Genomic DNA, 26,548 nt, shown 5'->3' on the forward strand with positions numbered 1-26,548 from the left:
GGGGAAGGGAAATAAAAAACACATGCCGGACAAAGGGTTACTTGTCTGGCGCAGCCATCACAAAGGGTAGGCCGCCATGGATGGGGACTCGCATGGTGACCCGGCTCCACACCGTATTTCCGCCAAACAGGCTGATACCGATGTAGCCACGCAATTGCAGTCGGTTCGGACCTAGCAACCTGACCTGGCAATTATACGTGCGTCCGTTCTCGGAATTATAAACGCGACCGCCGACCCACTTCCTGTTACCGACGTCATAGTGCAGCCCTTTGAGCAGACGCAATCCGGTCAAGGGCTGCGAACGCAAGGCAGGATCGGGGTTATTGCGGTCGACGACCACCTTGCCATTGAGGTCGGGGCCGTCCTCCGGCCCATAGGTATCGTGCAACTGCCAGAGGATGTAGCCCTGATACTCGCCATCGACTTGCTCGATGCGAATCACCGCATCGCGGCTTTCCACCAGCCAGTCGCCAGCGATCGCGGACGGGTCGCTAGGCACATAGCCATCGTCGGCCAGGGCGCGAGGAGCGCCAACCGACAGCGAAACGAAGGCAAGCAAACACCAGAGGAACCCGCGGGACAACGCGGCGTGCAGCATGATCTTCATCGCGCCCCCTTGCATGAGCGGCAATCGGACCCTATGTCCCGGCCCTTTGGAGCACAGCGTGTCGGTAGCATAAGCACCCATGTCTTTGAACGGGATCATCGCCATCATTATCCATGGACTCGGCATCGGGCTCGCCTTTGCCGCTGCCGGTTATGCATGCGTGGCGCTCTGGGCTACCCGCAAAGGCACCCGCGCGCGCCACGAGGCAGTCGCCGCAAAGCCCCAGCCGGCAACGATCCTCAAGCCGCTGCATGGCGCAGAACCGCGCCTGTTCGAAAATTTGCGCACGTTCTGCCTGCAGACGCATTCGGACTATCAACTGGTCTTCGGCGTACGCGAGGCAAACGATCCTGCCATCGCCGTGGTCCAGCGGCTTCGCGAAGCCTTTCCGCAGCGCTCGATCGACCTGGTGATCGATCCGCGCATCCACGGCGCGAATTTCAAAGTCAGCAACCTCATCAACATGCTGGCGAAGGCGCGACACGACTTGCTGGTGCTGGCCGATGCCGACATCAGCGTTCCCACCGATTACCTGGCGCGCGTCGTCGCCCCGCTGGCCGATCCGGGCGTGGGCATTGTCACCTGCCTGTATTACGGCGTTCCCGGGTCGTCGCTCTGGTCGCGCCTGGGCCGGCTATTCATCGATGACTGGTTTGCGCCTTCGGTGCGGCTCTCGCACGCCTTCGGCTCGACCCGCTTTGCCTTCGGCTCCACCATTGCCCTGCGGCGCGATGTCCTGCAGGCGATCGGCGGCTTCGAAGCCTTGCGCGATCTGCTCGCCGACGACTTCTGGCTGGGCGAACTCACGCGTCGCGCGGGACTGCGCACCGTTTTGTCGGAGGTCGTGGTGGGCACGGATGTAAACGAAAGCCAGCTGAAAGAATTGTGGGCGCATGAACTGCGTTGGCTGCGTACCATCCGCTCGATTGCCCCGGCGGGCTTTGCCATGACCTTCGTGTGCTTTACCTCACCGTTATTGCTGCTGGGACTGTGTGCAGCACCCGGCTTGGCCACCGCCGGTCTGGCGGCACTCGGTGGCGGGGCGCGGGTTTTGCTACACTTTTTGCAGCGGCGCAGCGGTGACCGAGCCTTTGCCTGGCACGAAGTCCTGCTGATCCCCCTCCGCGACACCTTATTGCTGATGGAATGGGCAGCAGCCCTCGCCGGTTGGCAGGTAAGATGGCGCGGTCAGGTCATGCATGCTCGAGGCGGCGGTTCAGCGCCCTAGACCTAAGCTTTTTGAAATATTCCTGAACTATCTGCTGTCCCTGGGCAGGGTAACTGCCTCCGCAGGAGTCACACGTAATGAAAACGCTTTTTCTGCAAGCTCCCTCCTTCGACGGCTTTGACGGCGGCGCCGGTTCGCGCTACCAGGCCAAACGCGAAATCAAGAGCTTCTGGTATCCCACCTGGCTGGCGCAACCTGCTGCGATGGTGCCCGATTCGCGCGTGCTCGATGCTCCCGCCGACGAAGTCTCGGTGGAAGACAGCCTGCGCATCGCCGAGGGCTACGAGCTGGTGATCATCCACACCAGCACGCCGTCGTTCCCCACCGACGCGAAGTTCGCGGAGCTGCTGAAAGAGCGCAACCCGAACGTGCTGATCGGCCTGGTGGGCGCGAAGGTCGCGGTAGACCCGACCAGCTCGCTCACCGCCTCGTCGGCGATCGATTTCGTCGCGCGCGAAGAATTCGACTACACCTGCAAGGAAGTCGCCGAAGGGCGTCCGTTCGAAAGCATCACCGGCATCAGCTATCGCCTGGCCGACGGCACCGTGCAGCACAATCCGCCGCGCGCGATGATCGAGAACATGGACGACCTGCCGTTCGTCGCTCCGATCTACAAGCGCGACCTGAAGATCAGCAACTACTTCATCGGCTACCTCAACTACCCGTATGTGTCGATCTACACGGGTCGCGGCTGCCGCTCCAAGTGCACCTTCTGCCTGTGGCCGCAGACCGTCGGTGGCCATCGCTATCGCACCCGTTCGGCCGCCAACGTGCTCGCCGAAGCGAAGTGGATCAAGGAGAACATGCCGGAAGTGAAGGAGCTGATGTTCGACGACGACACCTTCACCGACAGCTCCAACATGGATCGCGTGCACGAGATCGCACGCGGCCTGGGCGCGATGGGCTGGACCTGGTCCTGCAACGCCAAGGCAAACGTGCCGTACGAATCGCTGAAGATCATGAAGGAAAACGGCCTGCGCCTGCTGCTGGTCGGCTATGAATCGGGCGACGACCAGATCCTGCACAACATCAAGAAGGGCCTGCGTACCGACATCGCGCGCCGCTTCACCGAAGACTGCCGCAAGCTGGGCATCACCATCCACGGCACCTTCATCCTCGGCCTGCCGGGCGAAACCAAGGAAACGATCGACAAGACGATCCAGTTCGCCAAGGAAATCAACCCGCACACCATCCAGGTGTCGCTGGCTGCTCCTTACCCGGGCACCGCGCTGTACAAGCAGGCGGTCGAGAACAATTGGCTGAAGGAAAACGAAGCGGTCAACTTGGTCAACGACAAGGGCGTGCAGCTGGCCCTGATCGAGTACCCGCACCTGTCCAAGCAGGATATCTTCCACGGCGTCGAGAAGTTCTATAAGGCCTTCTATTTCCGCCCGTCGAAGATCTGGGAAATCGTCAAGGAAATGCTGACGAGCTGGGACATGATGAAGCGTCGTCTGCGCGAAGGTGTGGAGTTCTTCCGCTTCCTGCGCGCGCACGAGGCGTGAGCGAGCCAGCGCATGCGTTCCCTGCACGGTCGACTACCGTTTCTTGAGGTTTAGCGACCGTGCAGACCTCGCCCAACCCGACGATCCGTCCGCGCCTGATCGTCACCGCCGATGATTTCGGCCTCCACCAGGCTGTCAACGAAGCGGTCGAGCGCGGCTATCGCGACGGCGTGCTGCGCGCTGCCAGCCTGATGGTGGCAGCGCCCGCCGTGGCGGATGCCGTGGCCCGCGCCAAACAGAATCCCGGCCTAGCCGTGGGTCTGCACCTGGTGCTCGCCGACGGCCGCGCGATGCTGCCGCCGGCACGCATTCCCGACCTGGTCGACGCGCAGGGCATGTTCAATTCGGACATGGTGGGCAACGGCTTTCGCTTCTTCTTCCTGCCACACGTGCGTCGTCAGCTGGCGGATGAAATCCGTGCGCAGTTCGAGGCCTTCGCCGCGACCGGGCTGTCGCTCGATCACGTCAACGCCCACAAGCATTTCCATCTGCATCCCACCATCCTGTCGATGATGCTGAGCATCGGCCGCCAATACGGCATGCGCGCAATCCGCCTGCCGATCGAACCCGGCATGGGTCCGTGGCTCAAGCCCTGGCTGGCGCTGATGCGTTGGCGCATGGACAAGGCCGGCATCGCTCACAACGATCACGTGTTTGGACTGCGCCACAGCGGCGGCATGGATGAAGCGGTAATGCTGAACATCCTGCAGCAACTGCCGGAGGGTCTTTCGGAGGTGTATCTGCACCCCGCGTCGCACGGCCATCTCACTGAAAGCATGACTGATTACCGGCATGCCGACGAACTTGCGGCATTGCTGTCGACACGCGTACGCGAGGCCATCGCCCAGCGTTATCACCTGTGCAACGGCTTCTCCGATCCGGCGGCTGCATGAACATGAAGCTCTTCAGTTATATCGCCGGCTTCCTCGGCCTGGCCGTCGCCATCGCACTGGTGGCGCACCAGGGATGGGGCGAGATCGCCAGCGCCATCGATCACGCCGGCTGGGCGCTGTTGTGGCTGCTGCCCTTCCACGTGCTGCCCTTGCTGCTGGATGTGATTGGCTGGCGCGTACTGATCGCGCCGCGCGACCCGCATCGCCAGGCCACGCTGCCTTTCCTGTTCTGGGTGGCATCGGTACGCGAAGCGAGCAACCGCTTGTTGCCGGTGGCAAACATTGGTGGCGAGATCATCGGCATCCGCCTGGTGAAATGGCGCGGCATCGGCGGCGCCGCCGCCGCGGCCAGCATCATCATGGAAGTGCTGCTGACGCTGGTGAACCAGTATCTGTTCACCGCGCTCGGCATCATCCTGCTGATCGAGCTGACCAGCAACATCAGCGCCTTCAGCACGGTCATTTCCGCGCTGGCCGCGAGCCTGCCGCTGCCGATCTTCCTGATCATCATCCTGCGTCACGGCAAGGTGTTTGCGCGCCTGGAAACCTTTGCCGAAAAGTTGCTCGGCGGTCGCTCCAAGCTGACCGAACTTATCGATGGCGCTAACCTCGACCTGGAAATCCGCGCGCAATATTCGCGTCCGCTGCGCCTGATCGCCGCCTGCGGCTGGCAGTTCATCGGCTACATCGTGGGCAGTTTCGAAACCTGGCTGGCCCTGCACCTGCTCGGCTATCCGATCAGCGTATGGGATGCCATCGCAATCGAAGCGGTCACCCAGGCGCTGCGCCACATCATTTTCGTAGTGCCCGCCGGCCTTGGCGTACAGGAAGGCGGCCTGGTGCTGTTCGGCCACGTGATCGGCCTGCCACCCGAAGCCAGTGTTGCGCTGTCGCTGGTCAAGCGCATGCGTGAAGTGGGCTTTGGCGTGCCGGCCCTGATTTCCTGGCAGTGGGCCGAAGCGCGGCGGCTGTATGCGGATTCCTCCACACGCGCCGGCTCCAGCCAACCGCCTACCTGAAGAGAATTCGAGTATGACGCTCCAACACGAAGCCTTCGATACCGAAACCCTGGTACCCGGCTTTCACGAACCCGTGCTGCCGACCGACGAACCGGATGCGGCCACCATCTCGGCGTCCGAAGCGCGCACGCGGCATTGGTCGAGCGACAACCCGCAGCAACGCCTCAAGTACGGCTCGGACGCGCACAAGCAGATGATGTGCCGGATGTTCGCGGAAACCTTCAATCCCTATCGCCCGTCGGTGCTGAAATGGCCGACGCTGGATGAAGCAGCCCTGCATCGCATCACGTCGCTGCCGATCTGGGATATCGCAGTGCAGACCGAAGGCAAGGCGCGCCTGCGCATGGCCGCTTACGCACGCACGATTGCCGATCCGGAGATGCGCAATACCCTTGCGCAGAATGCGTGGGAAGAAAATCGCCACAAGCAAGTGCTGTCCAAGATGGTGCAGCACTACAACATCCCGCTGGTGCCGGAACCGGAGTACGAATACCCCAAGGATCCCGAGTGGGCGTACCTGGTCACCGGTTACAGCGAGTGCATCGACAGCTTCTTCGCCTTCGGTCTGTTCAAGGTCGCGCACGATTCGGGCCTGTTCCCGGCCGAACTGATCGATACCTTCGAACCGGTGATGCAGGAAGAATGCCGACACATCCTGCTGTTCGCCAACTGGGTAGCCTGGCATCGCAGGAAGCTCAATCCGTTCCAGCGCATCGCCTTCGAATGGAAGGTGTTCCGCGTGTGGTGCTTCCTGGGCCTGGAACGCATGGACCTGGCCAAGAGCCTGGATGCCGACGGCAACGAACACGCGCAGGACAATAACTTCACCGTCAACGGCGCGCAATCCATGACGGAGCAGGACCTGAGCGTGGCCGAACTGATGGCCACCTGCCTGCGCGAAAACGACCGCCGCTTCTCCGGCTACGATCTGCGCTTGCTGCGCCCGACCACGATGCCTTCGATGGTCAAGTTCGCATTGCCGGTGCTGCGGTTTTTCGAGCGGCGCAAAAAGGCCAGGAAATAGTAGAGAGAGATGAGAAATTAGAGCGCAGCCGATTTTCCCTCGCGTCTCGCTTCTATTTACTCACTTCTGCAATTGAAACCAGCGCACCGCATCTTCCAGCGCCTGGCGCGCCGGACGTGCGGTGTAACCCAACTCACGCTCGGCCTTCGCGCTGGTAAAGAACATGCGCTTCTTCGACATGCGCACTTCTTCCACGGTGGCGATCGGGTTCATGCCGGTAAGGCGCGCCCAGGCCTCGGACAGGTAGGCGATCGGCATCACCACGCCGTGCGGCAAGCGCACCTTGGGAGGCGAGCGGCCCGCGATATCGGCGATCTCGGTGAGCACTTCACGCAGGCTCATGTTGAAGCCGCCGAGAATGTAGCGCTCACCGATCATTCCACGCTCGAAAGCCAGCCAATGCCCATGAGCCACATCTTCCACGTGCACGATATTCAGCCCCGTGTCGACATAGGCCGGCAGTTTGCCGGCCATCGCATCGCGCACCACGCGCCCGGTCGGCGTGGGCTTGATGTCGTGCGGCCCGATCGGCGTGGAAGGGTTCACGATGACGATAGGCGCGCCCTCCGCCGCGAACTGCCTGGCCACTTCCTCGGCCAGGAACTTGGAGCGCTTGTAGTGGCCGATCATGTCGTTCACGGACACCGGCGTGCTTTCGCTGCCAGGGCTGCCGTCCTTGGGAATGCCCAGGGTGGCCACGCTGCTGGTGTAGACGATCCGGGGGACGCCAACCTTTCGCGCAGCTTCCAAAATGGAACGAGTGCCCTCGACATTGGCACGATACAACTCGCCTGGATCGGGGGCCCACAGGCGATAATCCGCCGCCACGTGGAACAGCGCGTCGCAGCCGTCGCAAGCCGGCAGCAGGGAGGCAGGCACGGTCAGGTCGCCTTCGACCACCTTCACCTCCAGCCCCTGCAGATTGCGCCGGTCGGACCCCGGCCGCGCCAGCACCCGCACCTCGTGCCCATCGCGCAGCAGGTGGCGCGCCACGGCCGAACCCACGAAACCGGTGGCACCGGTAACCAGCGCCCTCACCGTGAAACCGCCGCGAATGCCAGCGATGGCACAGTGATCGCGATGGCGCGCGAGTTCGAAGAAATGAGAATTGTCATCACACAATTATGGACGAAAACCGCCTGCTGCTTCAGCATATCGGGATGCCAACCCCACCCCGCCAGCCCCCAGCGAGCATGCGTGAGCGTTCGCCAAACCGGTCCTCGTCAGATCCGGGAACTTCAATCAGTGCCGATCTTCCAAATTCGCACCCGTACTGGTGTGTCATAATTCCGGCGATTGAGGCATGCCAATGATCGAACTCCACAATGCCGTTCCCCATGCCGGAAGCGAAGAGGCCAACACCTACCAGGACGCGATCCTGCCCAAGGTGTCCCGGACCTTTGCGCTGACCATTCCGCAGCTCCCCCCGGAGCTGCGTCGCGCCGTGGCGAACGCTTACCTCCTTTGTCGCATCGCCGACACCATCGAAGACGAACCGGCGCTTTCGGCCGAACAGAAGCGCTCGTTCGAAAATGCCTTCGTCGACGCCGTCACCGGCGATGCCGATGCGCGGCAGGTCGCCGATGAAGTCGCCCCCCTGCTTTCGAACGAAACGCTGGAGGCCGAGCGCGACCTGATGCGCCAGCTGCCGCTGGTGCTGCAAGTCACGCGCAGCCTGCAACCGCCGCAGCAGGCGTCGATCGTGAAGTGCCTGAAGATCATGTCCCACGGCATGCACGAGTTCCAGCGCAAGGCAGGCCTGCAAGGACTTGCCACCCTGCACGACCTGGACCGCTACTGCTACTGCGTGGCCGGCGTGGTCGGTGAAATGCTTACGGAACTGTTCGTCGATTTCGAGCCGGCGCTCGCCGTCCATCGCAACACCATGCTGCGCCTGGCCGTTTCCTTCGGGCAGGGCTTGCAGATGACCAACATCCTCAAGGACCAGTGGGAAGATCGCACCCGCGGCGTCTGCTGGCTGCCGCAGGACATGTTTGCGCGCCACGGCATCAAGCTCGGCGAGCTGAAGTCCGGCAAGCAGAATGCAGGCTACGCAGCGACCATGTCCGAGCTGGTAGGCATTGCCCACGCGCACCTGCGCCAGGCGCTCGATTACACCCTGCTGATTCCCGGCAAGCACGCCGGCGTTCGCCGGTTCTGCCTGTGGGCGATCGGCATGGCCGTGCTCACCTTGCGCAACCTGCAGAACAATCTCGACTTCTCCGCCGGCACGCAGATCAAGATTTCCCGCAAGGCCGTGGCGCGCACCATTCTTTTCACGCGCATCTTCGGCAAGTCGAACGCAGCCTTGCGCTGGCTGTTCAACTCCACCGCACGCGGCCTGCCGCTCACCCCTCTCACCGCCGAGTGGAGCGAACCCTCGACGCCTGCACGTACCTGGCCCAAGCGCTCCATTCCTCACATTGCCGATGTCACCTGGCGTGAAACGGCCGATGCACAGGAAGTGCGCCACCGATGAATTCAACGACGCCCAACACCGCTAGCGCTGCCGCCAACGACTTCTTCGAGACCGCTGAAACCGGCGGACTGGATGCAGCCATCGAACGCGGACGCGCCGCCCTGCTGGCGCGCCAACACCAGGATGGGCACTGGTGCTTCGAACTGGAGTCCGACTGCACGATCACCGCCGAATACATCCTGATGATGCATTTCATGGATGAAATCGACGACGTGCTGCAGGAAAAAATGGCGCGCTACCTGCGCGACACCCAGGTAAAGGATGCGCACGGCGGGTGGCCGCAGTATTACGACGGCGACATCGATCTGTCGTGTACGGTGAAGGCTTACTTCGCACTCAAGGCCGCCGGCGACGACCCGGAAGCCGAGCACATGCGCATGGCGCGCAAAGCCATTCTGGCTCAGGGCGGCGCCGCGAAGGCCAACGTGTTCACGCGCATCCTGCTGGCCTTGTTCGAACAGGTGCCGTGGCGCGCGACGCCGTACGTACCGGTAGAGATCATGCTGCTGCCGCGCTGGTTCCCGTTCCACATCGAGAAAATCTCGTATTGGGCGCGCACCACCACGATACCGCTGACCATCCTGTGCTCGCTCAAGGCGAAGGCCGCCAATCCGCGCAAGATCCACATCCGCGAGCTGTTCGTCACGCCGCCGGAACAGGAGCGCGATTACTTCATTCGCGGCGGCCTGCTCAATCGCACTTTTCTCGTGCTGGACAAGATCGGCCGCTTTGTCGACCGCTTCATTCCCAAGGGCGTGCGACAGCATGCGATCAAGAAGGCCGAAGACTGGTTCCTTCCGCGCATGAATGGCGAGGACGGCATCGGCGCGATCTTTCCGCCGATGGTCAACTGCCTGGAAGTGATGAAGCTGCTGGGTTATCCCAAGGATCATCCGGCTCGCCAGACCTGCCTGCGCTCGATCCAGAAACTGGTCGTTCAGCGCGCCGACGGCACGGCCTACTGCCAGCCCTGCGTGTCTCCGATCTGGGATACGGTCTGGAGCGCGCTGGCACTGATGCACACCAGCGACGACGACGCCACGCAAGAAGCGATCGCCAAGTCGACCGACTGGCTGACCTCCAAGCAGGAACTGGAACTCAAGGGCGACTGGGCGGTAAAGGCGCCGGACCTGGCTCCGGGCGGCTGGGCTTTCCAATACAACAATGCGTATTACCCGGATATCGACGACACCGCCGTGGTCGCCGCCCTGTTGCACATACAGGATCGCCGTCGCGGCGAATCGGGACGCCACCGCGTCAATACCGATCGCGCCATGGACTGGATGATCGGGCTGCAATCGAAGAATGGTGGTTTTGCCGCGTTCGATGCCGACAACACGCACTATCACCTCAATGCGATTCCGTTCGCCGACCACGGGGCGCTGCTCGATCCGCCGACCGAAGACGTGTCCGGCCGCGTGGCCGCCGCACTGGCCGTGCTGGCGCGTCCGCAGGATCAGGAAAGCCTGCGCCGCTGCATCGACTACCTGCGCTCCACCCAGCTCGAAGATGGCAGCTGGTGGGGCCGCTGGGGCAGCAATTACATCTACGGCACCTGGAGCGTGTTGGCCGGTCTTGCACTGGCTGGCGAGGATCTGCGCCAGCCGTATATCCGCAAGGCCGTCGAATGGCTCCGCTCGCGCCAGAACGCCGATGGCGGCTGGGGCGAGACCAACGACAGCTATATCGACGCTGGGCTGCGCGGCACCAATCGCAGTGTCAGCACGCCGCAGACGACGGCATGGGCCCTGCTCGCACAGCTCGCGCTGAACGAAGCCTCATCCGATTCGGTGAAGCGCGGCATCGCCTTCCTGCTGGCCAACCAGCAAAGCAGCGGCGCGCTGGAAGGCCTGTGGTATCACCCCACGCACAACGCACCGGGGTTCCCTCGTGTGTACTACCTCAAGTACCACGGCTACACCGCGTACTTTCCGTTGTGGGCATTGTCCCGCTACCGGCAGTTGACTCAATCGGCAGCGGCTTGAGCCCGCACACGGCCATCGGCGCAACCGGTGTCGTCGTGGCCTTGGCGTCGGAAGCCAAGGCACTGACTGCTGAGCGCGTGCAACCCGATCGCCTCATACCGCTCGCGCACCAATCCGCGCTGTGGCTCAGTGGCATGGGGCCGGCCGCCGCGCGCCGTGCGGCACTAGGCCTGGCGGAAGCAGGCGCCACCGCGCTGGCCGTATTCGGCGTGGCCGGCTCGCTGGATCGATGCCTGGGCAACGGTTCGCTGTTCTGTCCGCAGCGCGTCCTCGACGAGAAGGGCTGCGTGCACCAGGCCGATGCTTCGTGGCGCGCACAACTGCAACGACAATTGGCAGCAGGCGCCTTGCCGCTGCGAACGGAGGGTTCGCTGCTCAGCGTGCAGCATCCGTTGCTTACAGCGACCGACAAGGTTGCCGCGCACGAGCGCTTCGCCGCCCTGGCCGTCGACATGGAAAGTGCAGCGGTGGCCGAGGTCGCCAAAGAACGCGGGCTGCCGTTCGTCGTGCTGCGCGCCATCGTCGACGAAGTGGACGATGCCATCCCGTCGGCGCTGAGCGACAGCGTGGACACGTGGGGACGCCCCCGCACCTTTGGCCTGATTGCCGCGCTGTGCCGCCATCCGTCGGTACTGGCCGATCTGCCGCGACTATACTCGCGCATGCAACGCGCCACCCTGGCGCTGCGTGCCGCCGCCGAGGCGACCGGAAGCGCGTTGGCCCGGCCATCCTGAATCACGTTTTTCGCATCGCCGTCGTTACGACCATGCCCTACTGGAGAACCGCCTGATGTCCCTGCGTCGTCATTTTGGAACCTTCCTGGTTGCTGCCGCCTGCACCCTGGCCAGCATGTCCGCTTCGGCCCACGCCATCCTCACCGACAGCACGCCCAAGCTCAACGGCACGCTGGTCGCCGGCCACGTCGACATGATGTTCAAGTACAACAGCAAGATCGACCAGCACCGCTCGCGCATCGTGCTGGTGAAGGCCGACAAGAGCGAAACCGTGTTGAGCATCGCGGCCAACGGCAGCAAGCCGAACGAGCTGGATACCAGCGCAGACCTGACGCCGGGCAACTACACGATCCGTTGGCAGGCGCTGGCGCTCGATGGCCACATCACACGCGGCGACGTGCCGTTTACGGTCGTGGCCAAGCAGTAATCCCGACTGGCAAGCCGGGCTTTTCGCGAGCACTACTTGTCGTACTGTCATCCCGGCGCAGGCCGGGATGACCACCCCCAAGCATCCAGCCTCAACTGACTGAGCCATTCCCGTGGAACTTCTCGTCGATATCTTCGGCTACCTCAGCATCATCCTGCACGGCATCACCATCGTTGCGCAGTCGATGACGCTGGGCGGCATCCTGTTCCTGGTATTCCTACTGCGCCCATTTGCGCACCTGCTTGCGCAGGGCGAGGATCTGAAGCGGCGCATCACCCGCCTTACCGTCTATAGCGCCATCGGCCTGATCTTTGCCGAAATCGCCGGGGTCGGGCTGCAAGTCGCCGTGGTCATGTCCACGGTCGACCTTGGTTTCTTCGACGTCATGCAGGCACCGTTCGCGATCGCCGGCACGATCAAGATTCTTTGCGCCCTGCTGCTGATCCCTTGCCTGGGCAAGCGCGTCGCTTCCAGCCCGCTTTCCGCCGTATTGCCGTTGCTGCTCGGCGCCGCGGAGTTGGTCGCAGCCACCTTCACCACGCACGCCTATGCGCGCCTGGACAACAATGTGCCGCTGCTGTTCGTCGAAGGCTTGCACCAGTTCGGCGCAGCCATCTGGGTCGGTGCGATCCCGTGTTTCGTGCTGGCGCTGGGCCGCCTGCACGATGCCAACGGTTGGCGCCTGGTCGGTGCGCGGTTCTCGCGCATGTCGATGATCGGCGTGGCCAGCATCGTGATCTCCGGCGCGGTCATGAGCTATTTCTACATCGGCAGCATGCAGGGTTTCTACGGCACCGCCTACGGCGTCATGGTGGGCGCAAAGATCGCCATGTTCCTCGCGCTGCTGGCGCTGGGCGCCGGCAACCTGATGGTCACCGAGCGGCTGCGCAAGAACCAGGATGCTTCGGTCATCCGCATGCGCCGCTTCGCCGAAGTGGAAATCGGCATCGGCTTCACCATTTTCTTCGCCGCCGCATCGCTCACCTCGGTGCCGCCTGCCGTCGACCTCACCGCCGATCGCGTCACTCTGCACGAAATCGCCGTGCGCAATGCGCCGGCATGGCCCCGCCTGACTTCGCCCGACCACGACAAGCTGGCCATTTCGGAAATGCAGGCGAATTTGGATCAGCAAGCCGAGCAGCGCGGCCAGGTTGCCTCGCAGGCCAACGTGCCGGGCTCGGGCATCCTGCCGCCACGCAATGCCGACGACATCGCCTGGTCGGAATACAACCACCACTGGGCCGGCATCTTCGTCCTGCTGATCGGTTTTCTTGCCCTGCTCAATCGCGCCGGCGTGGGATGGCTCAAACATTGGCCGCTGCTGTTCCTGCTGATGGCGGGGTTCCTGCTGGTGCGTTCGGATCCCGAGGTGTGGCCGATGGGCCACGAAGGGTTCTGGGTGGCGTGGCGCGACGTGGAGGTAGCGCAGCATCGCTTCTTCGTCGCCTTGATCATCCTGTTCGGCGTCTTCGAATGGGCGGTACGGACCGGACGGCTGCACAGCCCGAAGGCCGCATTGGTATTTCCGCTGCTGGTGTCGGTGGGCGGTGCGATGCTGCTGACCCACAGTCACCAGATTTCCAATGTGAAGGACCAGCTACTGATCGAACTGACCCATACGCCGCTGGCGTTGGCCGGCGTTTCGGCAGGCTGGGCACGCTGGCTGGAATTGCGCTTGCCCGGGCGCGGCGGGCGCATTGCCGGCTGGGTCTGGCCGATCTGCTTCATGCTGGTGGGCGTGATCCTGCTTTGGTATCGCGAAGCCTGAGCGAGGCGTCAGCTGTCGAAGGGCGGGGAACAGCGCAAGCTTCCCCGCCCTTCCTTTTTTTGCTGACGTAACCCTCCAAAAAGAGACGGCCACGGGCAGCATCCTAGCCGCGATGTTAAAATCGCCCGATTACTGAGCGCTGCCCGGATCTTGCATGAGTCAGACTTCCTCCAAGGCCTCCGCCTTCGATACCCGCGTACCGGCCTACCTGCAACGGCTGGAGCGCACCACGGACGCCGTTCTTCCTTCGGCATCCACCGATCCGGAGCGCTTGCATCAAGCGATTCGCTACGCCTGCGAAGGCGGCAAGCACCTGCGCGCGCTGATGGTCTATGCCGCCGGCGAAGCCCTGGGCGTCGCCGTGGAAAATTTGGATGCCGCCGCCTGCGCCGTGGAACTGATCCACGCCTACTCGCTGGTGCACGACGACCTGCCGGGCATGGACAACGATGACTTGCGCCGCGGCCGTCCCACCGTGCACAAGGCCTACGATGTCGCCACCGGCATCCTGGTCGGCGATGCCCTGCAGACTTCCGCTTTCGAAGCGCTCGCCACGACGAACGCGCTCGACGCAGAGCAGAAGGTAAAGATGATCACCGCACTGGCGCATGCCGCCGGCTCGCTGGGCATGGTGGGAGGCCAGGCGGTCGATATGGCTTCGGAAAATCTCACCCTGACGCTCACCCAACTCGAATCGCTGCACGCACGCAAGACCGGCGCACTGATCCTCGTCACCTGCCAGCTTGCCGCGATCGCCGCCAACGCGCCGGAAAACGTGTGCAGCGCACTCGATCGCTACGGTCGCTGCATCGGCCTGGCCTTCCAGATCCAGGACGATGTGCTGGACCAGATTGCCGATACCGCCACGCTCGGCAAAACCGCCGGCAAAGATCTGGCGCAGCACAAATCGACCTTCCCTTCGCTGCTCGGCCTGGAGCAGGCGCAGCAACGCGCCAACGCGCTGTTCGACGAAGCACGCGATGCGGCACGCAGCATTTCGGCGGAAGCCGAACCGCTACTGTGGCTGGCCGACTTCATCCAACAACGCAATCACTGATCCGGTTGCCGGCAACGGCAAAACAAAAAAGCACCTGCACGTTGCGCAGGTGCCTTTTTTGTTTTTCTCAAAAAGCGCGGTTACTAGGCCGGACGCACGTCGTGCAATTGCCAGTTGGCGCCAATCAGCCAATTGAGGCGTTGGCGCACGATGCTCATCGACAAATCGGTAATCACTTCCACGTCGGTGCAAAGATCCACCAGCTTTGCGCTTACCTTGGCCAGCTGATCGGTAACGCCCAGACGCTCATCGATCTCCTCCGGTTCCGGCTGCATGGCACGCCAGCGCTGGAACAACAGCGGACTGCGCAGGGCCTCCTGCAACGCCGCGGCAAAATCGTTCGGACCGGCTCCGTCATAGCTCAGCTGGGGCTCGGCACCGCGAGCGTGCAACAGATCCTTGATCTGCAGGTAGTAGTGACTGCGGTTGGTCATGAAGGCTCCGTTTTTGGCTGACCGTATGTGCCAGGAACCGGCAAGCCGGCCCTCGCTCCCTTTTCAAAGCGCCATCACGCCTTGGTCCAACAGATTCGACACCCGCTCGGGCGCCATTCCGTACGGCAAGATGCCCAGCCGTGGCGCCGGCAGCAGCTCGCATAGCGTGCCGATATTTTCCTCTATCGCGTCCATCTGCGGATCGATCTGGTTCCCAATCCAGCCAACCAGTCGACAGCCGTCCGCCACAATCGCCTCCGCTGTCAACAAGGCGTGACTGAGGCACCCCAGGCGCAAGCCCACCACCAGCACCACCGGCAACGCCCAGTCTTTGGCGATAGCCGACGCGAGCAATCCCGGCGCCAGCGGCACGCGCCAACCGCCGACGCCCTCGACCACCACCGTGTCGTAGCGCTCGCACAGCGCATCGAAAGCGGTGCGTAGCGGCGGCATGGCAATCACCACGCCTTCGCGGGCCGCGGCCAGATGCGGCGACAGCGGCTCGCGCAAGGACATCGGATTGATTGTTTCGTACGCGGGCACTGGGGCACTGGAAGCTGCCAGCAAGGCCAATGCATCGTCGTTGCGCAGGCCGTGCACGGTATCGATACATCCGCTGGCGACCGGCTTCATGCCGCAAACGGTGCGGCCGGTTGCACGCAATGCGTGGATCAGCGTGCACGCGGAATGGGTTTTGCCAATACCGGTATCGGTACCGGCAACAAACAGCGCGGGACTCATGTCAGTTGTGCCGAAGCTCGTCGAGACCAGTTGCCGGCTACGCGATAGACGACCGTCAGCAAGGCGTAAACCATACCCGGCAGCGAATCCAACCACGGATTCTGGCTGTTGGGAATGAGCAGAGCGGCGAGCATCGACAGCACGGCCACTCCGATCGACCCACACTGGACGTAATAAGTCTCGCTCGCTTCGATGCGTTGTGCAGGAGAAAGCGCCGGCGACTTCCGCAAGCTGTGGCGATAAAGCAGCGCCAGGCAGCCAGCCATGCAGGCGTAGGCCGCCGCGTAGCAGATGAAGATCGCCTTCAGCCCGTGCACGCTGCTGATCACCGGTTCGTTGGGCAACGCTACGTGCGTGTAGCCTTCGTAGAGGGAGCTGAACATCGCCTGGAACAGAAAGTCGAGCGGATAGACGAAGATCAGCGCGAAGAAAACCAGCATCAGGCTCATACGAATCGTGGCGGCATCGTGCAGGCGGAAGCGGTCGCGCCAACGCACGTGTCGATGCCAGAAAATCATCAGCGTGGCAAAACTGCACGCAAATCCCGGTATGCGATCGAGCGCCAGCAGCAGGCCGTCAACGCTGTGCGGGACCTCGGTCCCTGCGATCACCATGACGCTTACGGCGAAGGCAAATGCCGCGTCGATGAAACCGTCCAATCGATGCGCTTCGACGTGCCCGATACGTGCCGCCTCAAAGTGCTCGCTCATGCTGTTCAGGCTCCCCTTGTGCCCAGACGTGATGCGTCCCATCTTAGGGCATTGCCTTTCAGAAATCGGATCGACCCGCCATGTTCGAGATCAAGTCCAGCAGCGCCGGCAGCAAGCGCGAACTTTATGCGGAGCTGGCCGAACAGGCCCGCGGCATGCTGGCCGGAGAGCCCAGCCTGATCGCCAACGCGGCTAACTTCTCCGCGCTCGTATTCAACAGCCTGCCCGACCTCAACTGGGCCGGCTTCTATCTTTACGACGGCACCGAACTGGTGGTGGGTCCGTTCCAGGGCAAACCGGCCTGCATCCGCATCGCTTTGGGTAGAGGTGTTTGCGGCACCGCAGCACAGACCCGCCAGACCCAGCTCGTGCGCGACGTACACAGTTTCGACGGTCACATTGCCTGCGACGCGGCGTCGCAGTCCGAGATCGTCGTGCCCCTGGTCAAGGCCGATGGCAGCCTGCTTGGCGTATGGGACGTGGACAGTCCTTCGATCGCCCGTTTCGACGACGAAGATCGCGCCGGCATGGAAGCGCTGTGCGAGGTGTTCATGCAGGAACTCGCTCGCCACAGCTGATTTTTGCGCCTCAAATGAAGGTGCTTCTCTTCCCGCCATTGCCTACCAGCAATTGCCTCACCGCACTGCGCGCCTCTTCCACGCCGGTGCCGGCGGACGAGGAAAAAATCTGCACCGTGACCGGCGCACCCGTATCCAGCTCCTTGCGCAGGCTGGCCAGCGCCTGGCTGGCCTGGCTCCGCGACAATTTGTCCGCTTTCGTCAGCAGCACGTGGCAGGCAAGCTCGGTGTCCAAGCAGAAATTGAGCATCATCCGATCGAATTCCTTCAGGGGATGACGAATGTCGACGATCAGCACCACGCCACGCAGGCTGTGTCGCTGGTGCAAATAGCGATCGATCTCGTGCCGCCAGTGCTCGCGCAGGGCATCTGGCACCTTGGCGTAACCGTAGCCGGGCAAATCGATCAGGCGAGCCTCCAGGAGCGGCAGCGCTTCGCCGAGCACGATGGGCGGCAGCGAAAAGGCCACCATCTGCTGCGTACGCCCGGGTGTCTTGGACGTGCGCGCCAACCCTTTCTGGCCGGTCAGCGCATTCAAGGCGCTGGACTTGCCCGCATTGGAGCGTCCGGCAAATGCCACTTCCGCCCCTTCGTCTTTGGGCAACTGGTTGATACGGTGGGCGGCGAGCACGAATTGTGCGCCTTGCAACGGGTTCGAACTCATGGGGCGTCGTTTGACCGGCTAAAGTGACGTGGTAATAATTTCGAGGTTCTGCCAGTCACGGCACGCGGAGGGTGCGTGCCGTACATTCGATAGCAGTATTTCCTGGGAGGCAAGTGTATGAGTTTTCGGCTCGCCGGTTTTCGGCCCGCTGTAGTGAATGCAGTAGCCCTGGTTCTTGCTCTCTCTGCCGGCGTCGCGTTTGCGCAGAACACCAAAGCCCCGACGAAGGCGCCGGCCACGGCCGCCTCCAGCGAGGCCAAGCCGGCGGCGGCCAGCAGCGCTCCGGCCACCGCCACGGCAGCACCCGCCCCCGCGGCCTCCGATGACCAGGCCATGGCTTCGGCCAAGCCCGGCGACGCCACGGCCGGCCAGGCCAAGGCGGCCGCTTGCGGCGCCTGCCACGGGGCGGACGGCAATTCCAGCGACCCGCAGTACCCGAAACTGGCCGGCCAGCACGAGATGTACATCGCGCACCAGCTGCACAACTTCAAGACGGGTGCGCGCCAGAACGCGATCATGCTGGGCATGGCTTCTCCGCTTTCGGCCCAGGACATGCACGACATCGGCGCCTACTTCGCCAGCAAGCGTTCGCTGCCCGGCGTGGCCGACGAGGCCGTGGTCGAGCAGGGACAAAAGCTCTACCGCTCGGGTGATCCCGCCCGCGGCATCCCGGCCTGCATGGCTTGCCACAGCATCGACGGTCGCGGCAATCCGGGTGCGATGTATCCGCAGCTCACCAGCCAGCATGCGCAATACATCGAAGCCAAGCTCAAGGATTTTCACGACGGCGTCACCTGGGGCACTGAGGCGCATGCGCAGATCATGCCGACGATCGCCAAGAAACTCGATCCCCAGGACATCACCGCGCTGGCCAGCTATATCGAGGGCCTGCACGTCGCCGACAATCACGCCCCCGCGTCCGCATCGCCGTAACTTCCGACCGGCCGCGTTGTCCAAGGCTCTCCCGCTTTCCCCATTCTGAGACTAGCCATGCTGAAGCGTTCGACTTTCCTCTGTGTAGCACTGCTGGCCTTGGCGGCATGCAGCCACAACGGCTCCGACAACGGCGCCGCGGCTCCACAGCCCCAACCCGCCCCTGCGCAGACGGCGCCCGCCGCGCCGGCATCGGCGGCCAAGCCCGCGACGGCTTCGACGGCAGCAGCTCCGGCCGCGGCATCCACCGCCGCCAGCACGGCCCCGGCAACTGCCGGCACCGCGGCTGCGACGCAGACCCCGGCGGCACCGGCCACGCCGTTCGTGGACGACGGCAAATGGGTGGAAGGAAAGAACTACTACACCATCGAGCCTGCTCAACCGACCGGCAACCCGGACAAGATCGTGGTGACCGAAGTGTTCTCCTACGCCTGCCCGGCCTGTAACGCTTTCCACACCACCGCCGACCAGATTGCCAAGAGCCTGCCGGCGAATGCGACGATGGCCTATCTGCCGGTCGCGTTTCGCCCGGACGAAAACTTCCCGCTGTTCCAGCGCGCTTATTACGCCGCCAAGGCATTGGGCGTGGCCGACAAGACCTACGACGCCATGTTCGATGCCATCTGGAAGACCGGCGAGCTGGCTTCCGACGACCTGACCACCGGCCGCCCGAAGCCGAAGTCTGCCTGGCCGACGCTGGATGACGTGGCGAAGTTCTACGCCAAGTACGGCGTCGATCCCAAGGAATTCGTCGCCGTAGCCAACTCCTTCAGCATCAATACGCAGATGAAGCAGGCCGACGATTTGCAGAAGGCCTATGGTGTCGAGGGCACGCCCACCATGGTCGTGAACGGCAAATACCGCTTCACCCCCGGCGATGCGGGCGGCTACGCGCAATCGATCGAGCTGACCAAGTGGCTGGTGGCCAAGGAAGCCGCCGGTAAATAATTCGCTACGCCCAAGCGCCCGGTCCGCCGGGCGCTTTCCCATTTGGATCGACCGATGACGGCACGACACCGTCACCACGCAGGAACCGCCATGTTCAACACCGCCCGATTCCGCCTGACCACGCTGCTCTGCGGCCTATTGCTGACCAGTGCCTGCAGCGCTGCAAGCTCCAGTTCATCCGCCGCCGCTCCCTACACGGACGGCACCGAATACGTCACGTTGCCGGCGCCCCATCAGCGCTACAGCAACAGCGGCAAGGTCGAAGTGGTGGAAGTGTTCTCGTACGCATGCATCCATTGCGCCGAGTTTTCGCCTTATGCCGACGAACTGCGCAAGTCGCTGCCGCCGGGCGTGGAATTCAAGCTCGTCCCCGCGCCCTTCAACGACAGTTGGGTACCCTTCGCCCGCGCCTATTACGCGGCCAAGAAACTGGGCGTGGCCGACAAAACGCACGATTTGTTCTTCGACAAGAAATTCAAAGAGCAGTACCCGATCAATTCGATGAGCGAAATCGCCGATTTTTATGCCTCGCAGGGCGTGAATCGCGAGCAGTTCGTCAGCATCGCCAACTCGCCCGAAACGGATGCGCAGATCAAGAAGGACCTGGCCCTGATCCAGACCTGGGGCGTGGACGGCACACCGACCATCGTGGTGGACGGCAAGTACCGCAGCGCCAATATCAAGGACTTCCCCCAACTGGTCGACCTGACCAAGTGGCTCGTGCAGCAGGAGCTGAACGCGAAGGGCAAGTGAACACCCACGGCGTCGTTCGCGCGAACGACGCCTGAGAGCCTGCCCTCGGGCTAGACGCGGCCAACGCGGACTATGAGGGCAGGCGCCGAGCATGTAACGTTGGACCAATGACCCGCGCCACCGCCAAGCAAAGGCTGCGCCTGCTGAGCTGTAACATCCTGGCCGGCGCCAGCGTGCAGCGTTATCGCCAATACGTCACGCGCAGCATCAATGCCGTGCTGCCTGCGCGCAGCAAGCTCGACAACCTCGACCGGCTCGCCGAACTGCTGCCGCAATTCGACGTCATCGGCCTGCAGGAAGCCGACGCCGGCAGCCTGCGCTCGGGCTTTCTCAACCAGACGCGCTACCTGGCCGAAACCGCCGGCATGCCGTTCTGGAGCCACCAGCCGAATCGCCCGGTGGCGCAGCTTTCGCATACCGCCAACGGCCTGATCAGCCGGCTCGAACCGCAAGTCGTCATCGACTACCCCTTGCCCAGTCGCATTCCGGGTCGCGGCGCCTTGCTCGCGCGCTTTGGCGACGATGCCGGCGGGTTGGCGGTGATGATTGCGCATCTGTCGCTCAGCGCGCAGGCGCGCGCGCGGCAATTGGGTTTCATCGGCGAAGTGCTGCAGGACTACCCCCACGCCGTGTTGATGGGCGATCTCAACACCGAAGCGGACAGCCGCGAAATGCGCCATCTGTTCGAACGTTGCGATCTGCAGCCACCCACGCAGCCCGTGCCGACCTTTCCCAGTTGGAAACCAAAGCGCGCACTCGACCACATTCTGGCTTCGCCGGAAGTGCGTATCGAAAAAGTCTGGACGCTACCGCAGGCTTTCTCCGATCATCTCGCGCTGGCCGCTGAGATCCAGTTGCCCACGCCTTCCGTCAAAGCACACCGATGACCACCAAACGTCTGATTTCCATCGTCCTGCCATGGCTGCTCATCGTGGTGGTCGGCCTGCTCTCTTCATGGTTGCGCTACGACTTCATCGAACCGGCAGGGCTCGCTCATTTGTGCGACGAGGGCCTCAGCAACAGGCCGGCTTCGTGCGGATTCCGCCACTTCGTCGTGCTCGGCTTCAACAGCTACGGCTTCGGCATAGCCGCGCTGATCGCCACCGCGCTTGCGCTCATGCTCAAAAAGCCGGCCGTGGCGTGGCTGGCGGCGGCGATCGGCCTGTTCGCACTGACGCTGTATTGCTATTACGCAGGCGCCATCGCGCTATTGGTGGGTTGCCTGCGCCTCGTTCGCCTTCAAGCGAATCGTATGCCAGCGCCACGCAACCAGTACGGGCACGGCAATCGCCAGGTTAAGGCCTAGCCACAACCAGGTGACCTTGTTCATGCCCAGCTCCATCACCACCGGCGCGATGGCGAGCAAGGGACCGACGCAAGCCATGAAGCGCTGCTCCGCGGACGGCATGGATTGCTCGTGCGTAAGCAATCCGAACACGCCATAAGCCACACCCGGCAGCAGGAACAAGCCCATCGGGAAATCCAGATAGCGCCCGTCGAATGCCATCAGGATGTCGTAAAGCACGAGCGCAAACAGCGAACTGAAACGCCACCACGGCGCCGGCTCGGAATGATCGTGGTGATCAGCCAGATGTGCGGCGATGCGCCGTGCCAGCGCCGCGGCCACGCACAACGCCCCAAGCAGGCACGCCGAAGAGAGCAGCCATTCCCACCATGCGGCGCATGCAAAGATCATTTGCCGCACCTGCCATGCCGCCGAAGTTCCGGCGGCAAAGCCGGCCAGCAACAAGGCCAGCCAACCTCTCGCGCCATGCCATGCACGGCGCCGGGTTCCCACGATGACAAAAGCCATTGCGCCTACCGCGCCGGCCAGCCAGCCAAGCCACCAGCGCGGCTCTTCGGTCACCGGTCCGCGCATCGGAAATTTGGGGCGTTCGTTCGAGTCGAAAATGCCCCAATAGCCGCCCACCGTGCCCTCAAGCGAACGCTTCCAGGGCTGATCGAAGGTTTCGATCACGTTGTAGGGCATGTCCACGGTCGCGGCATAACGCAGAAAATCGCGGATATAAAGCGCCTCATCCACGACGCTGGGCTCGGCAGAGCGGCGCAGGCGCCCGGCACTTGGCCAGCCGGTTTCGCCGACCATCAAGGTCTTGTCGGGGAACACGCTTTTCATCTGCGCGTAGACATCTTTCAGGTGCTGCACGGCATCCACCGCCTGCACCGGGTCGTCCTCCCAATAAGGCAGGATGTGGATGGTGACGAAGTCCACGTATTTCGCCATCTGCGGATATTTCAGCCAGCGCTGCCACACATCGGCATAGGTCACCGGAATGGATTTCGGCGTCGCCGCCCGCACTTGCTCGATGTATCCGGCCAGGCGCGCGGGCGAGAGGTCCCCGCGCAACAGCACCTCATTGCCGACGATGATGCCGCGGATCGACTTGGGATAAGCGTTGGCCGTGGCAATCCCGGTTGCCACTTCCTTTTCATTGAGCTTTTCCACGCCGCCAAGCCAGATGCCCATCAACACCTGCATGTGATAACGCGCGGCGATCGCGGGCACGGCGCTGAGGCCGTTGCTCTGCGAATAGGTCCTCACGCAATCAAAGCGTTGCGATAGTGCACGCAGATCCTCGTCGATGCGCTCCGGCGTAATCACGTAATTCTGATTGAAAGGCGTTTCGCCCGGCTTGCGGAACGGTGCGTAGGACACACAGGAAATGCGATCGGACGGGGCGTCCGGCAGCGAAACGGGCCGCCCGATGTTCCACCACCAAGCCGTGCCGGCCAGCGTAGCCAGCACCAGCGCCAACCAGGCCAATCCATAATGGGCGACGTTCTTGGACGGTGACAGCATGCGATTCCTGCCATGACAACGTGGTGGAAACGTACAAGCTTAGCAGCCCGCCCGTCGGCATATTCTCACCCGTTGTCGACGCCGCAACAGGGAAACTGACGGGCTGTTCAGGGCACCCGTCAACCTTACTATTAAACTTCGCCCGGATTGTTCGCAGGAGTTTCCATGGCCCCGCATGCCGCATCGCGCTTCGGCCGTCGTCTGTTGACCGTGCTCGCCAGCTGGATGCTGGTTGCCACGGCTATCGCGCAGACCGACGCCTCCCTTTCATCGCAACGCGCCGCGTTCAAGCGAGCCTATGCGGCGGCCAGCCAGGGCGGCGACAGCTGGCGTGCATTGGCGACCAGCCTGAAGAGCTATCCGCTCTACCCTTATCTTGAAGCCGCCTCGCTGGAGCACGACATCCAGCTGATCGATCGTCCTGCGGTCGAAGCCTACCTGGGCCACTACCCCGACCTGATCCCGGCGGCAGACCTGCGCCGCCATTTCCTGCAGGAACTCGCACGCCGGCAGGACTGGAACGATTTCCAGGCGATGTACCAACCCGGCCTCGGCGACGCGCTGACTTGCGACGCGCTGCAGGCCAAAGTGGAGGCCGGCGCGCCGCTGGATTTCAACAAAGACCTGGCGGCGCTCTGGAGCGAAGCGACGCTGCCTTCCGCCTGCGATCCGGTGCTGCAAGCGGCCCACGACCAGGGCTTGCTGACCACGCCGCGACTGTGGGCGCGCATCGACATCGCTGCCGATGCCGGCAAGGGCGGCACCATTGCCAACCTGGCGAAATGGCTGCAGGGTGACGATGTTCAAGCGGCGCAACGCCTTGCGCTGGCGCTCAACGATCCGTCCTCGGCCGTGACCGCCGCGGCGAATTGGCCCGATACCGCACGCTCCCGCCAGGCCGCAACACTGGCCCTGGTTCGCCTTGCCCGCCGCCAGTCCACCACCGCCGACACGGCGTGGCAGACATTGCAGGCGAGCCTTCATTTCACTCCCACGCAACGCGATAGCATCCTTTATGCCCTTGCGCTGTTTCACGCCACGGATTACGACAGCAATTCGCTGACCCGGCTGATCAATCTCCCGGCTTCGGTACAGACCGACGTCAGCCGCGAATGGCGTGTGCGCGTGGCACTGGCTGCGCAAAACTGGAACGCCGTGCTGGCGGCGATCGAGGCTATGCCGCCCGAGCAGCAGCAAAACGACGAATGGCTGTATTTCCGCGCACGCGCATTGAGCGAACTGGGCCGCACCGCCGAAGCGCAGAGCGCCTACGCGACGGCCGCCGCGCAATCGAGCTATTTCGGCTACCTTGCGGCCGACCATCAGAACACCCCCTACACCTTGTGCGTGCAGCAGCCCGTGGTGGATGCGCAAGGCGAGCGCGCCGTGCTGGACATACCCGGCATGCAGCGCGCCTTCGAACTGTTCGCGGTGGGATTGCTCAAGGACGCCCGCCGCGAATGGAACCAGGCGATGGCCAACGCCGACCCGCAGACCTTGCGCCAGGCAGTCAACATCGCCGATCAACGCGGCTGGTATGACCGCGCCATCTTTACCTTCAACAAGGGCCAGGGCCTCAGCTACTACACGCTGCGCTTTCCGCTCGCCCGCCAGGACGGGGTGGTGGCGCAGGCCGAGCAGGCCGGCATCGATCCTTCCTGGGCCTACGGCATCCTGCGCCAGGAAAGCGCCTGGGTAAGCGATGCCCAATCCGGCGCCGATGCACGCGGACTGATGCAGTTGCTGCCAAGCACCGCTGCCGAGGTAGCTCGCCGCAATGGCTTGCCCTGGGCTGGCGGAGACAGCCTGTACGACCCCGTCGTCAACATCGAACTGGGAACGCGCTACCTCGCGCAGATGGGCAACCGCTTCGACGGCTCGCCATGGCTCACCAGCGCGGCCTACAACGCCGGCGCCGCGCGCGTGGGCCAATGGCTGGATGCGCGCGGTACCCTGCCACCCGACCTGTTCGTGGCGACCATGCCGTTCAAGGAGACCCGCGAATACGTCGCGCGCGTGATGTACTACAGCGTGATCTATGATTGGCGCCTACACGGCAGTGCCGCTCCGATGTCCACCCGGATGACGGCGATCGGGCAGCCGCCCAGCCGTCCAGATGGGCAAGGTCCGCGCAAAGGCATCACTTGCGCCGCTGCACCGGCGGCTTCGCCGGCGCCGAGGATACCGGCGCCGCCGAAGCCGATCTCCGCAGCCTCGGCCGCACCGGCCAGCAGCACTACCGCCACGGACCAGGCACACTGAATCAAGGACTTTCGCCATGACAACTCAGCGCATCGTCGTACTCGGCGGAACCGGTTTCGTCGGCAGCTACCTCGTGCCCCGGCTGGTTGCAGACGGACATCGGCTCACCCTGCTTTCGCGCAATCGCGAATCGCACCGGGCCATGGCCGTGTTGCCCGGCGTTGCCATTCGCAGTGCAGACATCTACGACAACGACACCTTGCGCCGTCATCTTGAAGGCGCCGACGCGGTCATCAACCTGATCGGCATCCTCAATCCGCAGGGGCCGCATACGTTTCAACGCGTATATGTCGATCTGGCGAAGCGGTTGATCGACGCGTGCAAGGCAACCGGCACGAAGCGGCTGCATCAGATGAGTTCGCTCAAGGCGGGCCAGGGCCTTTCGCAATATCTGAAAATGCGCGGCGAAGCAGAATCCGTAGTGAAGGCGGCACCGCTGGAGTGGACGATCTACCAGCCCAGCGTCATTTTCGGCGACGGCGACGGGCTCGTCACCCGCTTCGCCGCCTTGCTGCGCAAGATGCCCGTGCTCCCGCTGGCGCGCGCCACGTCGCGCCTGGCGCCCACTTACGCGGGCGACGTCGCCGAAGCCATCGCGCGTTGTGTCGGCAACGACAAGCAGAGTGTTCGTCGCAGCTTCGAACTGTATGGCCCGGAGGTACTGACGCTCGGCGAAATCGTGCGTGCGATCCGCGATGCCGCCGGCCTGCGCACAGCCATCGTGCCCCTGCCGGACAGCCTCGGGCGCTTGCAGGCCCAGGTTGCCGGTCTGTTGCCGGGCAAGCCGTTTTCGCCCGACAACTTCCTCTCGCTGCGCACCGATTCGGTCGGCAAAGTGGACGGTTACACAGCCCTTGGCATCGAACCGCAGCCGTTTACGCCCTGGCTGCCCAGGCTGATCCAAGGCATGCCACGCCAGCGCCGACTGGATGCCGCACGGCAGGCCTATCGCCATCGCTGAGCGTCCCTGCCGGTTCG

At 63.4% G+C, this 26,548-nt stretch carries 26 protein-coding genes; 19 read left to right on the plus strand and 7 right to left on the minus strand.

Annotated features, from left to right (window positions below):
• Positions 1 to 37 precede the first annotated feature (37 nt).
• Positions 38 to 607 (minus strand): DUF2147 domain-containing protein, encoded by a 570-nt coding sequence (locus tag ISS99_RS03400; RefSeq protein ID WP_204630181.1) that lies wholly within the window; start codon positions 605 to 607, stop codon positions 38 to 40.
• A 79-nt stretch (positions 608 to 686) separates the two neighbouring features.
• Between ISS99_RS03400 and hpnI the strand changes: the two genes are divergently transcribed.
• From hpnI to ISS99_RS03425, 5 genes are all read left to right on the plus strand, one after another.
• Positions 687 to 1,835: a bacteriohopanetetrol glucosamine biosynthesis glycosyltransferase HpnI gene (hpnI, locus tag ISS99_RS03405; protein ID WP_204630182.1), complete on the plus strand. Its 1,149-nt coding sequence runs from the start codon at positions 687 to 689 to the stop codon at positions 1,833 to 1,835.
• A 77-nt stretch (positions 1,836 to 1,912) separates the two neighbouring features.
• Entirely contained in the window at positions 1,913 to 3,340 is a 1,428-nt protein-coding gene (hpnJ, locus tag ISS99_RS03410; protein ID WP_204630183.1) for a hopanoid biosynthesis associated radical SAM protein HpnJ, read from the plus strand.
• 59 nt (positions 3,341 to 3,399) lie between these two features.
• Positions 3,400 to 4,233 (plus strand): hopanoid biosynthesis-associated protein HpnK, encoded by an 834-nt coding sequence (gene hpnK, locus ISS99_RS03415; protein ID WP_204630184.1) that lies wholly within the window; start codon positions 3,400 to 3,402, stop codon positions 4,231 to 4,233.
• Positions 4,230 to 5,252 carry a flippase-like domain-containing protein gene (locus ISS99_RS03420; protein ID WP_239537624.1) on the plus strand — a complete coding sequence of 341 codons (1,023 nt, stop codon included), beginning with the start codon at positions 4,230 to 4,232 and terminating at the stop codon, positions 5,250 to 5,252. The genes hpnK and ISS99_RS03420 overlap by 4 nt, the downstream gene beginning before the upstream one ends.
• Positions 5,253 to 5,265: 13 nt before the next feature.
• Positions 5,266 to 6,276: a ferritin-like domain-containing protein gene (locus tag ISS99_RS03425; protein WP_204630185.1), complete on the plus strand. Its 1,011-nt coding sequence runs from the start codon at positions 5,266 to 5,268 to the stop codon at positions 6,274 to 6,276.
• Between the two features lie 60 nt (positions 6,277 to 6,336).
• On the opposite strand, the gene hpnA is transcribed toward ISS99_RS03425, so the two are convergent.
• Complete coding sequence (gene hpnA / locus ISS99_RS03430; protein WP_239537626.1) at positions 6,337 to 7,398, minus strand: hopanoid-associated sugar epimerase; 1,062 nt, start codon at positions 7,396 to 7,398, stop codon at positions 6,337 to 6,339.
• Positions 7,399 to 7,585: 187 nt separating this feature from the next.
• Between hpnA and ISS99_RS03435 the strand changes: the two genes are divergently transcribed.
• The 6 genes from ISS99_RS03435 (at position 7,586) to ISS99_RS03460 (ending at position 14,726) form a co-directional block, all read left to right on the plus strand.
• Complete coding sequence (locus ISS99_RS03435) at positions 7,586 to 8,755, plus strand: phytoene/squalene synthase family protein (protein ID WP_204630186.1); 1,170 nt, start codon at positions 7,586 to 7,588, stop codon at positions 8,753 to 8,755.
• On the plus strand, positions 8,752 to 10,740 hold the full coding sequence (gene shc, locus ISS99_RS03440) for a squalene--hopene cyclase (protein WP_204630187.1): 1,989 nt from the start codon (positions 8,752 to 8,754) through the stop codon (positions 10,738 to 10,740). Before ISS99_RS03435 ends, shc begins: the two co-directional genes overlap by 4 nt.
• On the plus strand, positions 10,737 to 11,474 hold the full coding sequence (locus ISS99_RS03445) for a phosphorylase family protein (protein ID WP_239537628.1): 738 nt from the start codon (positions 10,737 to 10,739) through the stop codon (positions 11,472 to 11,474). The genes shc and ISS99_RS03445 overlap by 4 nt, the downstream gene beginning before the upstream one ends.
• A 55-nt stretch (positions 11,475 to 11,529) precedes the next feature.
• Complete coding sequence (locus ISS99_RS03450) at positions 11,530 to 11,901, plus strand: copper resistance CopC family protein (protein ID WP_204630188.1); 372 nt, start codon at positions 11,530 to 11,532, stop codon at positions 11,899 to 11,901.
• Between the two features lie 112 nt (positions 11,902 to 12,013).
• Positions 12,014 to 13,669, plus strand: coding sequence for a copper resistance D family protein (locus ISS99_RS03455; protein WP_204630189.1), 1,656 nt, complete (start codon positions 12,014 to 12,016; stop codon positions 13,667 to 13,669).
• A gap of 154 nt (positions 13,670 to 13,823) precedes the next feature.
• Positions 13,824 to 14,726 carry a polyprenyl synthetase family protein gene (locus ISS99_RS03460; RefSeq protein WP_204630190.1) on the plus strand — a complete coding sequence of 301 codons (903 nt, stop codon included), beginning with the start codon at positions 13,824 to 13,826 and terminating at the stop codon, positions 14,724 to 14,726.
• A gap of 83 nt (positions 14,727 to 14,809) precedes the next feature.
• Here ISS99_RS03460 and ISS99_RS03465 read toward each other — a convergent pair whose 3' ends face one another.
• From ISS99_RS03465 to ISS99_RS03475, 3 genes are all read right to left on the minus strand, one after another.
• Positions 14,810 to 15,160: a hypothetical protein gene (locus ISS99_RS03465; protein ID WP_204630191.1), complete on the minus strand. Its 351-nt coding sequence runs from the start codon at positions 15,158 to 15,160 to the stop codon at positions 14,810 to 14,812.
• Positions 15,161 to 15,223: 63 nt separating this feature from the next.
• A complete protein-coding gene (gene bioD / locus ISS99_RS03470; RefSeq protein ID WP_204630192.1) occupies positions 15,224 to 15,901 on the minus strand; it encodes a dethiobiotin synthase in 678 nt (225 codons plus the stop codon).
• Positions 15,898 to 16,611, minus strand: coding sequence for a TMEM175 family protein (locus ISS99_RS03475; RefSeq protein WP_204630193.1), 714 nt, complete (start codon positions 16,609 to 16,611; stop codon positions 15,898 to 15,900). The genes bioD and ISS99_RS03475 overlap by 4 nt, the downstream gene beginning before the upstream one ends.
• Positions 16,612 to 16,691: 80 nt before the next feature.
• Here ISS99_RS03475 and ISS99_RS03480 point away from each other — a divergent pair, with 80 nt between their 5' ends.
• Entirely contained in the window at positions 16,692 to 17,189 is a 498-nt protein-coding gene (locus tag ISS99_RS03480; protein ID WP_204630194.1) for a GAF domain-containing protein, read from the plus strand.
• A 10-nt stretch (positions 17,190 to 17,199) separates the two neighbouring features.
• On the opposite strand, the gene yihA is transcribed toward ISS99_RS03480, so the two are convergent.
• Complete coding sequence (yihA, locus tag ISS99_RS03485; protein WP_204630195.1) at positions 17,200 to 17,853, minus strand: ribosome biogenesis GTP-binding protein YihA/YsxC; 654 nt, start codon at positions 17,851 to 17,853, stop codon at positions 17,200 to 17,202.
• 117 nt (positions 17,854 to 17,970) lie between these two features.
• Between yihA and ISS99_RS03490 the strand changes: the two genes are divergently transcribed.
• From ISS99_RS03490 to ISS99_RS03510, 5 genes are all read left to right on the plus strand, one after another.
• Positions 17,971 to 18,786 (plus strand): c-type cytochrome, encoded by an 816-nt coding sequence (locus ISS99_RS03490; protein WP_204630196.1) that lies wholly within the window; start codon positions 17,971 to 17,973, stop codon positions 18,784 to 18,786.
• 57 nt (positions 18,787 to 18,843) lie between these two features.
• Positions 18,844 to 19,734: a thiol:disulfide interchange protein DsbA/DsbL gene (locus tag ISS99_RS03495; RefSeq protein WP_204630197.1), complete on the plus strand. Its 891-nt coding sequence runs from the start codon at positions 18,844 to 18,846 to the stop codon at positions 19,732 to 19,734.
• A gap of 90 nt (positions 19,735 to 19,824) precedes the next feature.
• The gene (locus ISS99_RS03500; protein ID WP_204630198.1) at positions 19,825 to 20,487 is read left to right on the plus strand and encodes a thiol:disulfide interchange protein DsbA/DsbL; all 663 of its coding nucleotides are present in this window, start codon (positions 19,825 to 19,827) and stop codon (positions 20,485 to 20,487) included.
• 107 nt (positions 20,488 to 20,594) lie between these two features.
• Complete coding sequence (locus ISS99_RS03505) at positions 20,595 to 21,374, plus strand: endonuclease/exonuclease/phosphatase family protein (protein WP_204630199.1); 780 nt, start codon at positions 20,595 to 20,597, stop codon at positions 21,372 to 21,374.
• Entirely contained in the window at positions 21,371 to 21,793 is a 423-nt protein-coding gene (locus tag ISS99_RS03510; protein WP_204630200.1) for a hypothetical protein, read from the plus strand. The genes ISS99_RS03505 and ISS99_RS03510 overlap by 4 nt, the downstream gene beginning before the upstream one ends.
• Here ISS99_RS03510 and ISS99_RS03515 read toward each other — a convergent pair.
• Complete coding sequence (locus tag ISS99_RS03515; protein WP_204630201.1) at positions 21,695 to 23,308, minus strand: glycoside hydrolase family 17 protein; 1,614 nt, start codon at positions 23,306 to 23,308, stop codon at positions 21,695 to 21,697. The genes ISS99_RS03510 and ISS99_RS03515 overlap by 99 nt on opposite strands.
• Positions 23,309 to 23,473: 165 nt before the next feature.
• On the opposite strand from ISS99_RS03515, the gene ISS99_RS03520 reads away from it, so the two are divergent.
• Both ISS99_RS03520 and ISS99_RS03525 read left to right on the plus strand, forming a co-directional pair.
• Positions 23,474 to 25,570: a transglycosylase SLT domain-containing protein gene (locus ISS99_RS03520; RefSeq protein ID WP_204630202.1), complete on the plus strand. Its 2,097-nt coding sequence runs from the start codon at positions 23,474 to 23,476 to the stop codon at positions 25,568 to 25,570.
• 16 nt (positions 25,571 to 25,586) lie between these two features.
• Positions 25,587 to 26,531 (plus strand): complex I NDUFA9 subunit family protein, encoded by a 945-nt coding sequence (locus ISS99_RS03525; RefSeq protein ID WP_204630203.1) that lies wholly within the window; start codon positions 25,587 to 25,589, stop codon positions 26,529 to 26,531.
• The last annotated feature ends 17 nt before the right edge of the window (positions 26,532 to 26,548 follow it).

Source organism: Dyella mobilis, from assembly GCF_016904945.1.
Taxonomy (GTDB): domain Bacteria; phylum Pseudomonadota; class Gammaproteobacteria; order Xanthomonadales; family Rhodanobacteraceae; genus Dyella_B; species Dyella_B mobilis.

Excerpts from the sequence above, each read along its gene's own strand:
- ISS99_RS03400 (WP_204630181.1), bottom strand. The coding sequence starts at position 607 with ATGAAGATCATGCTGCACGCCGCGTTGTCCCGCGGGTTCCTCTGGTGT.
- hpnI (WP_204630182.1), top strand. The coding sequence starts at position 687 with ATGTCTTTGAACGGGATCATCGCCATCATTATCCATGGACTCGGCATC.
- hpnJ (WP_204630183.1), top strand. The coding sequence starts at position 1,913 with ATGAAAACGCTTTTTCTGCAAGCTCCCTCCTTCGACGGCTTTGACGGC.
- ISS99_RS03420 (WP_239537624.1), top strand. The coding sequence starts at position 4,230 with ATGAACATGAAGCTCTTCAGTTATATCGCCGGCTTCCTCGGCCTGGCC.
- ISS99_RS03425 (WP_204630185.1), top strand. The coding sequence starts at position 5,266 with ATGACGCTCCAACACGAAGCCTTCGATACCGAAACCCTGGTACCCGGC.
- ISS99_RS03435 (WP_204630186.1), top strand. The coding sequence starts at position 7,586 with ATGATCGAACTCCACAATGCCGTTCCCCATGCCGGAAGCGAAGAGGCC.
- shc (WP_204630187.1), top strand. The coding sequence starts at position 8,752 with ATGAATTCAACGACGCCCAACACCGCTAGCGCTGCCGCCAACGACTTC.
- ISS99_RS03450 (WP_204630188.1), top strand. The coding sequence starts at position 11,530 with ATGTCCCTGCGTCGTCATTTTGGAACCTTCCTGGTTGCTGCCGCCTGC.
- ISS99_RS03460 (WP_204630190.1), top strand. The coding sequence starts at position 13,824 with ATGAGTCAGACTTCCTCCAAGGCCTCCGCCTTCGATACCCGCGTACCG.
- ISS99_RS03465 (WP_204630191.1), bottom strand. The coding sequence starts at position 15,160 with ATGACCAACCGCAGTCACTACTACCTGCAGATCAAGGATCTGTTGCAC.
- bioD (WP_204630192.1), bottom strand. The coding sequence starts at position 15,901 with ATGAGTCCCGCGCTGTTTGTTGCCGGTACCGATACCGGTATTGGCAAA.
- ISS99_RS03475 (WP_204630193.1), bottom strand. The coding sequence starts at position 16,611 with ATGAGCGAGCACTTTGAGGCGGCACGTATCGGGCACGTCGAAGCGCAT.
- ISS99_RS03480 (WP_204630194.1), top strand. The coding sequence starts at position 16,692 with ATGTTCGAGATCAAGTCCAGCAGCGCCGGCAGCAAGCGCGAACTTTAT.
- yihA (WP_204630195.1), bottom strand. The coding sequence starts at position 17,853 with ATGAGTTCGAACCCGTTGCAAGGCGCACAATTCGTGCTCGCCGCCCAC.
- ISS99_RS03490 (WP_204630196.1), top strand. The coding sequence starts at position 17,971 with ATGAGTTTTCGGCTCGCCGGTTTTCGGCCCGCTGTAGTGAATGCAGTA.
- ISS99_RS03495 (WP_204630197.1), top strand. The coding sequence starts at position 18,844 with ATGCTGAAGCGTTCGACTTTCCTCTGTGTAGCACTGCTGGCCTTGGCG.
- ISS99_RS03500 (WP_204630198.1), top strand. The coding sequence starts at position 19,825 with ATGTTCAACACCGCCCGATTCCGCCTGACCACGCTGCTCTGCGGCCTA.
- ISS99_RS03505 (WP_204630199.1), top strand. The coding sequence starts at position 20,595 with ATGACCCGCGCCACCGCCAAGCAAAGGCTGCGCCTGCTGAGCTGTAAC.
- ISS99_RS03510 (WP_204630200.1), top strand. The coding sequence starts at position 21,371 with ATGACCACCAAACGTCTGATTTCCATCGTCCTGCCATGGCTGCTCATC.
- ISS99_RS03515 (WP_204630201.1), bottom strand. The coding sequence starts at position 23,308 with ATGCTGTCACCGTCCAAGAACGTCGCCCATTATGGATTGGCCTGGTTG.
- ISS99_RS03520 (WP_204630202.1), top strand. The coding sequence starts at position 23,474 with ATGGCCCCGCATGCCGCATCGCGCTTCGGCCGTCGTCTGTTGACCGTG.
- ISS99_RS03525 (WP_204630203.1), top strand. The coding sequence starts at position 25,587 with ATGACAACTCAGCGCATCGTCGTACTCGGCGGAACCGGTTTCGTCGGC.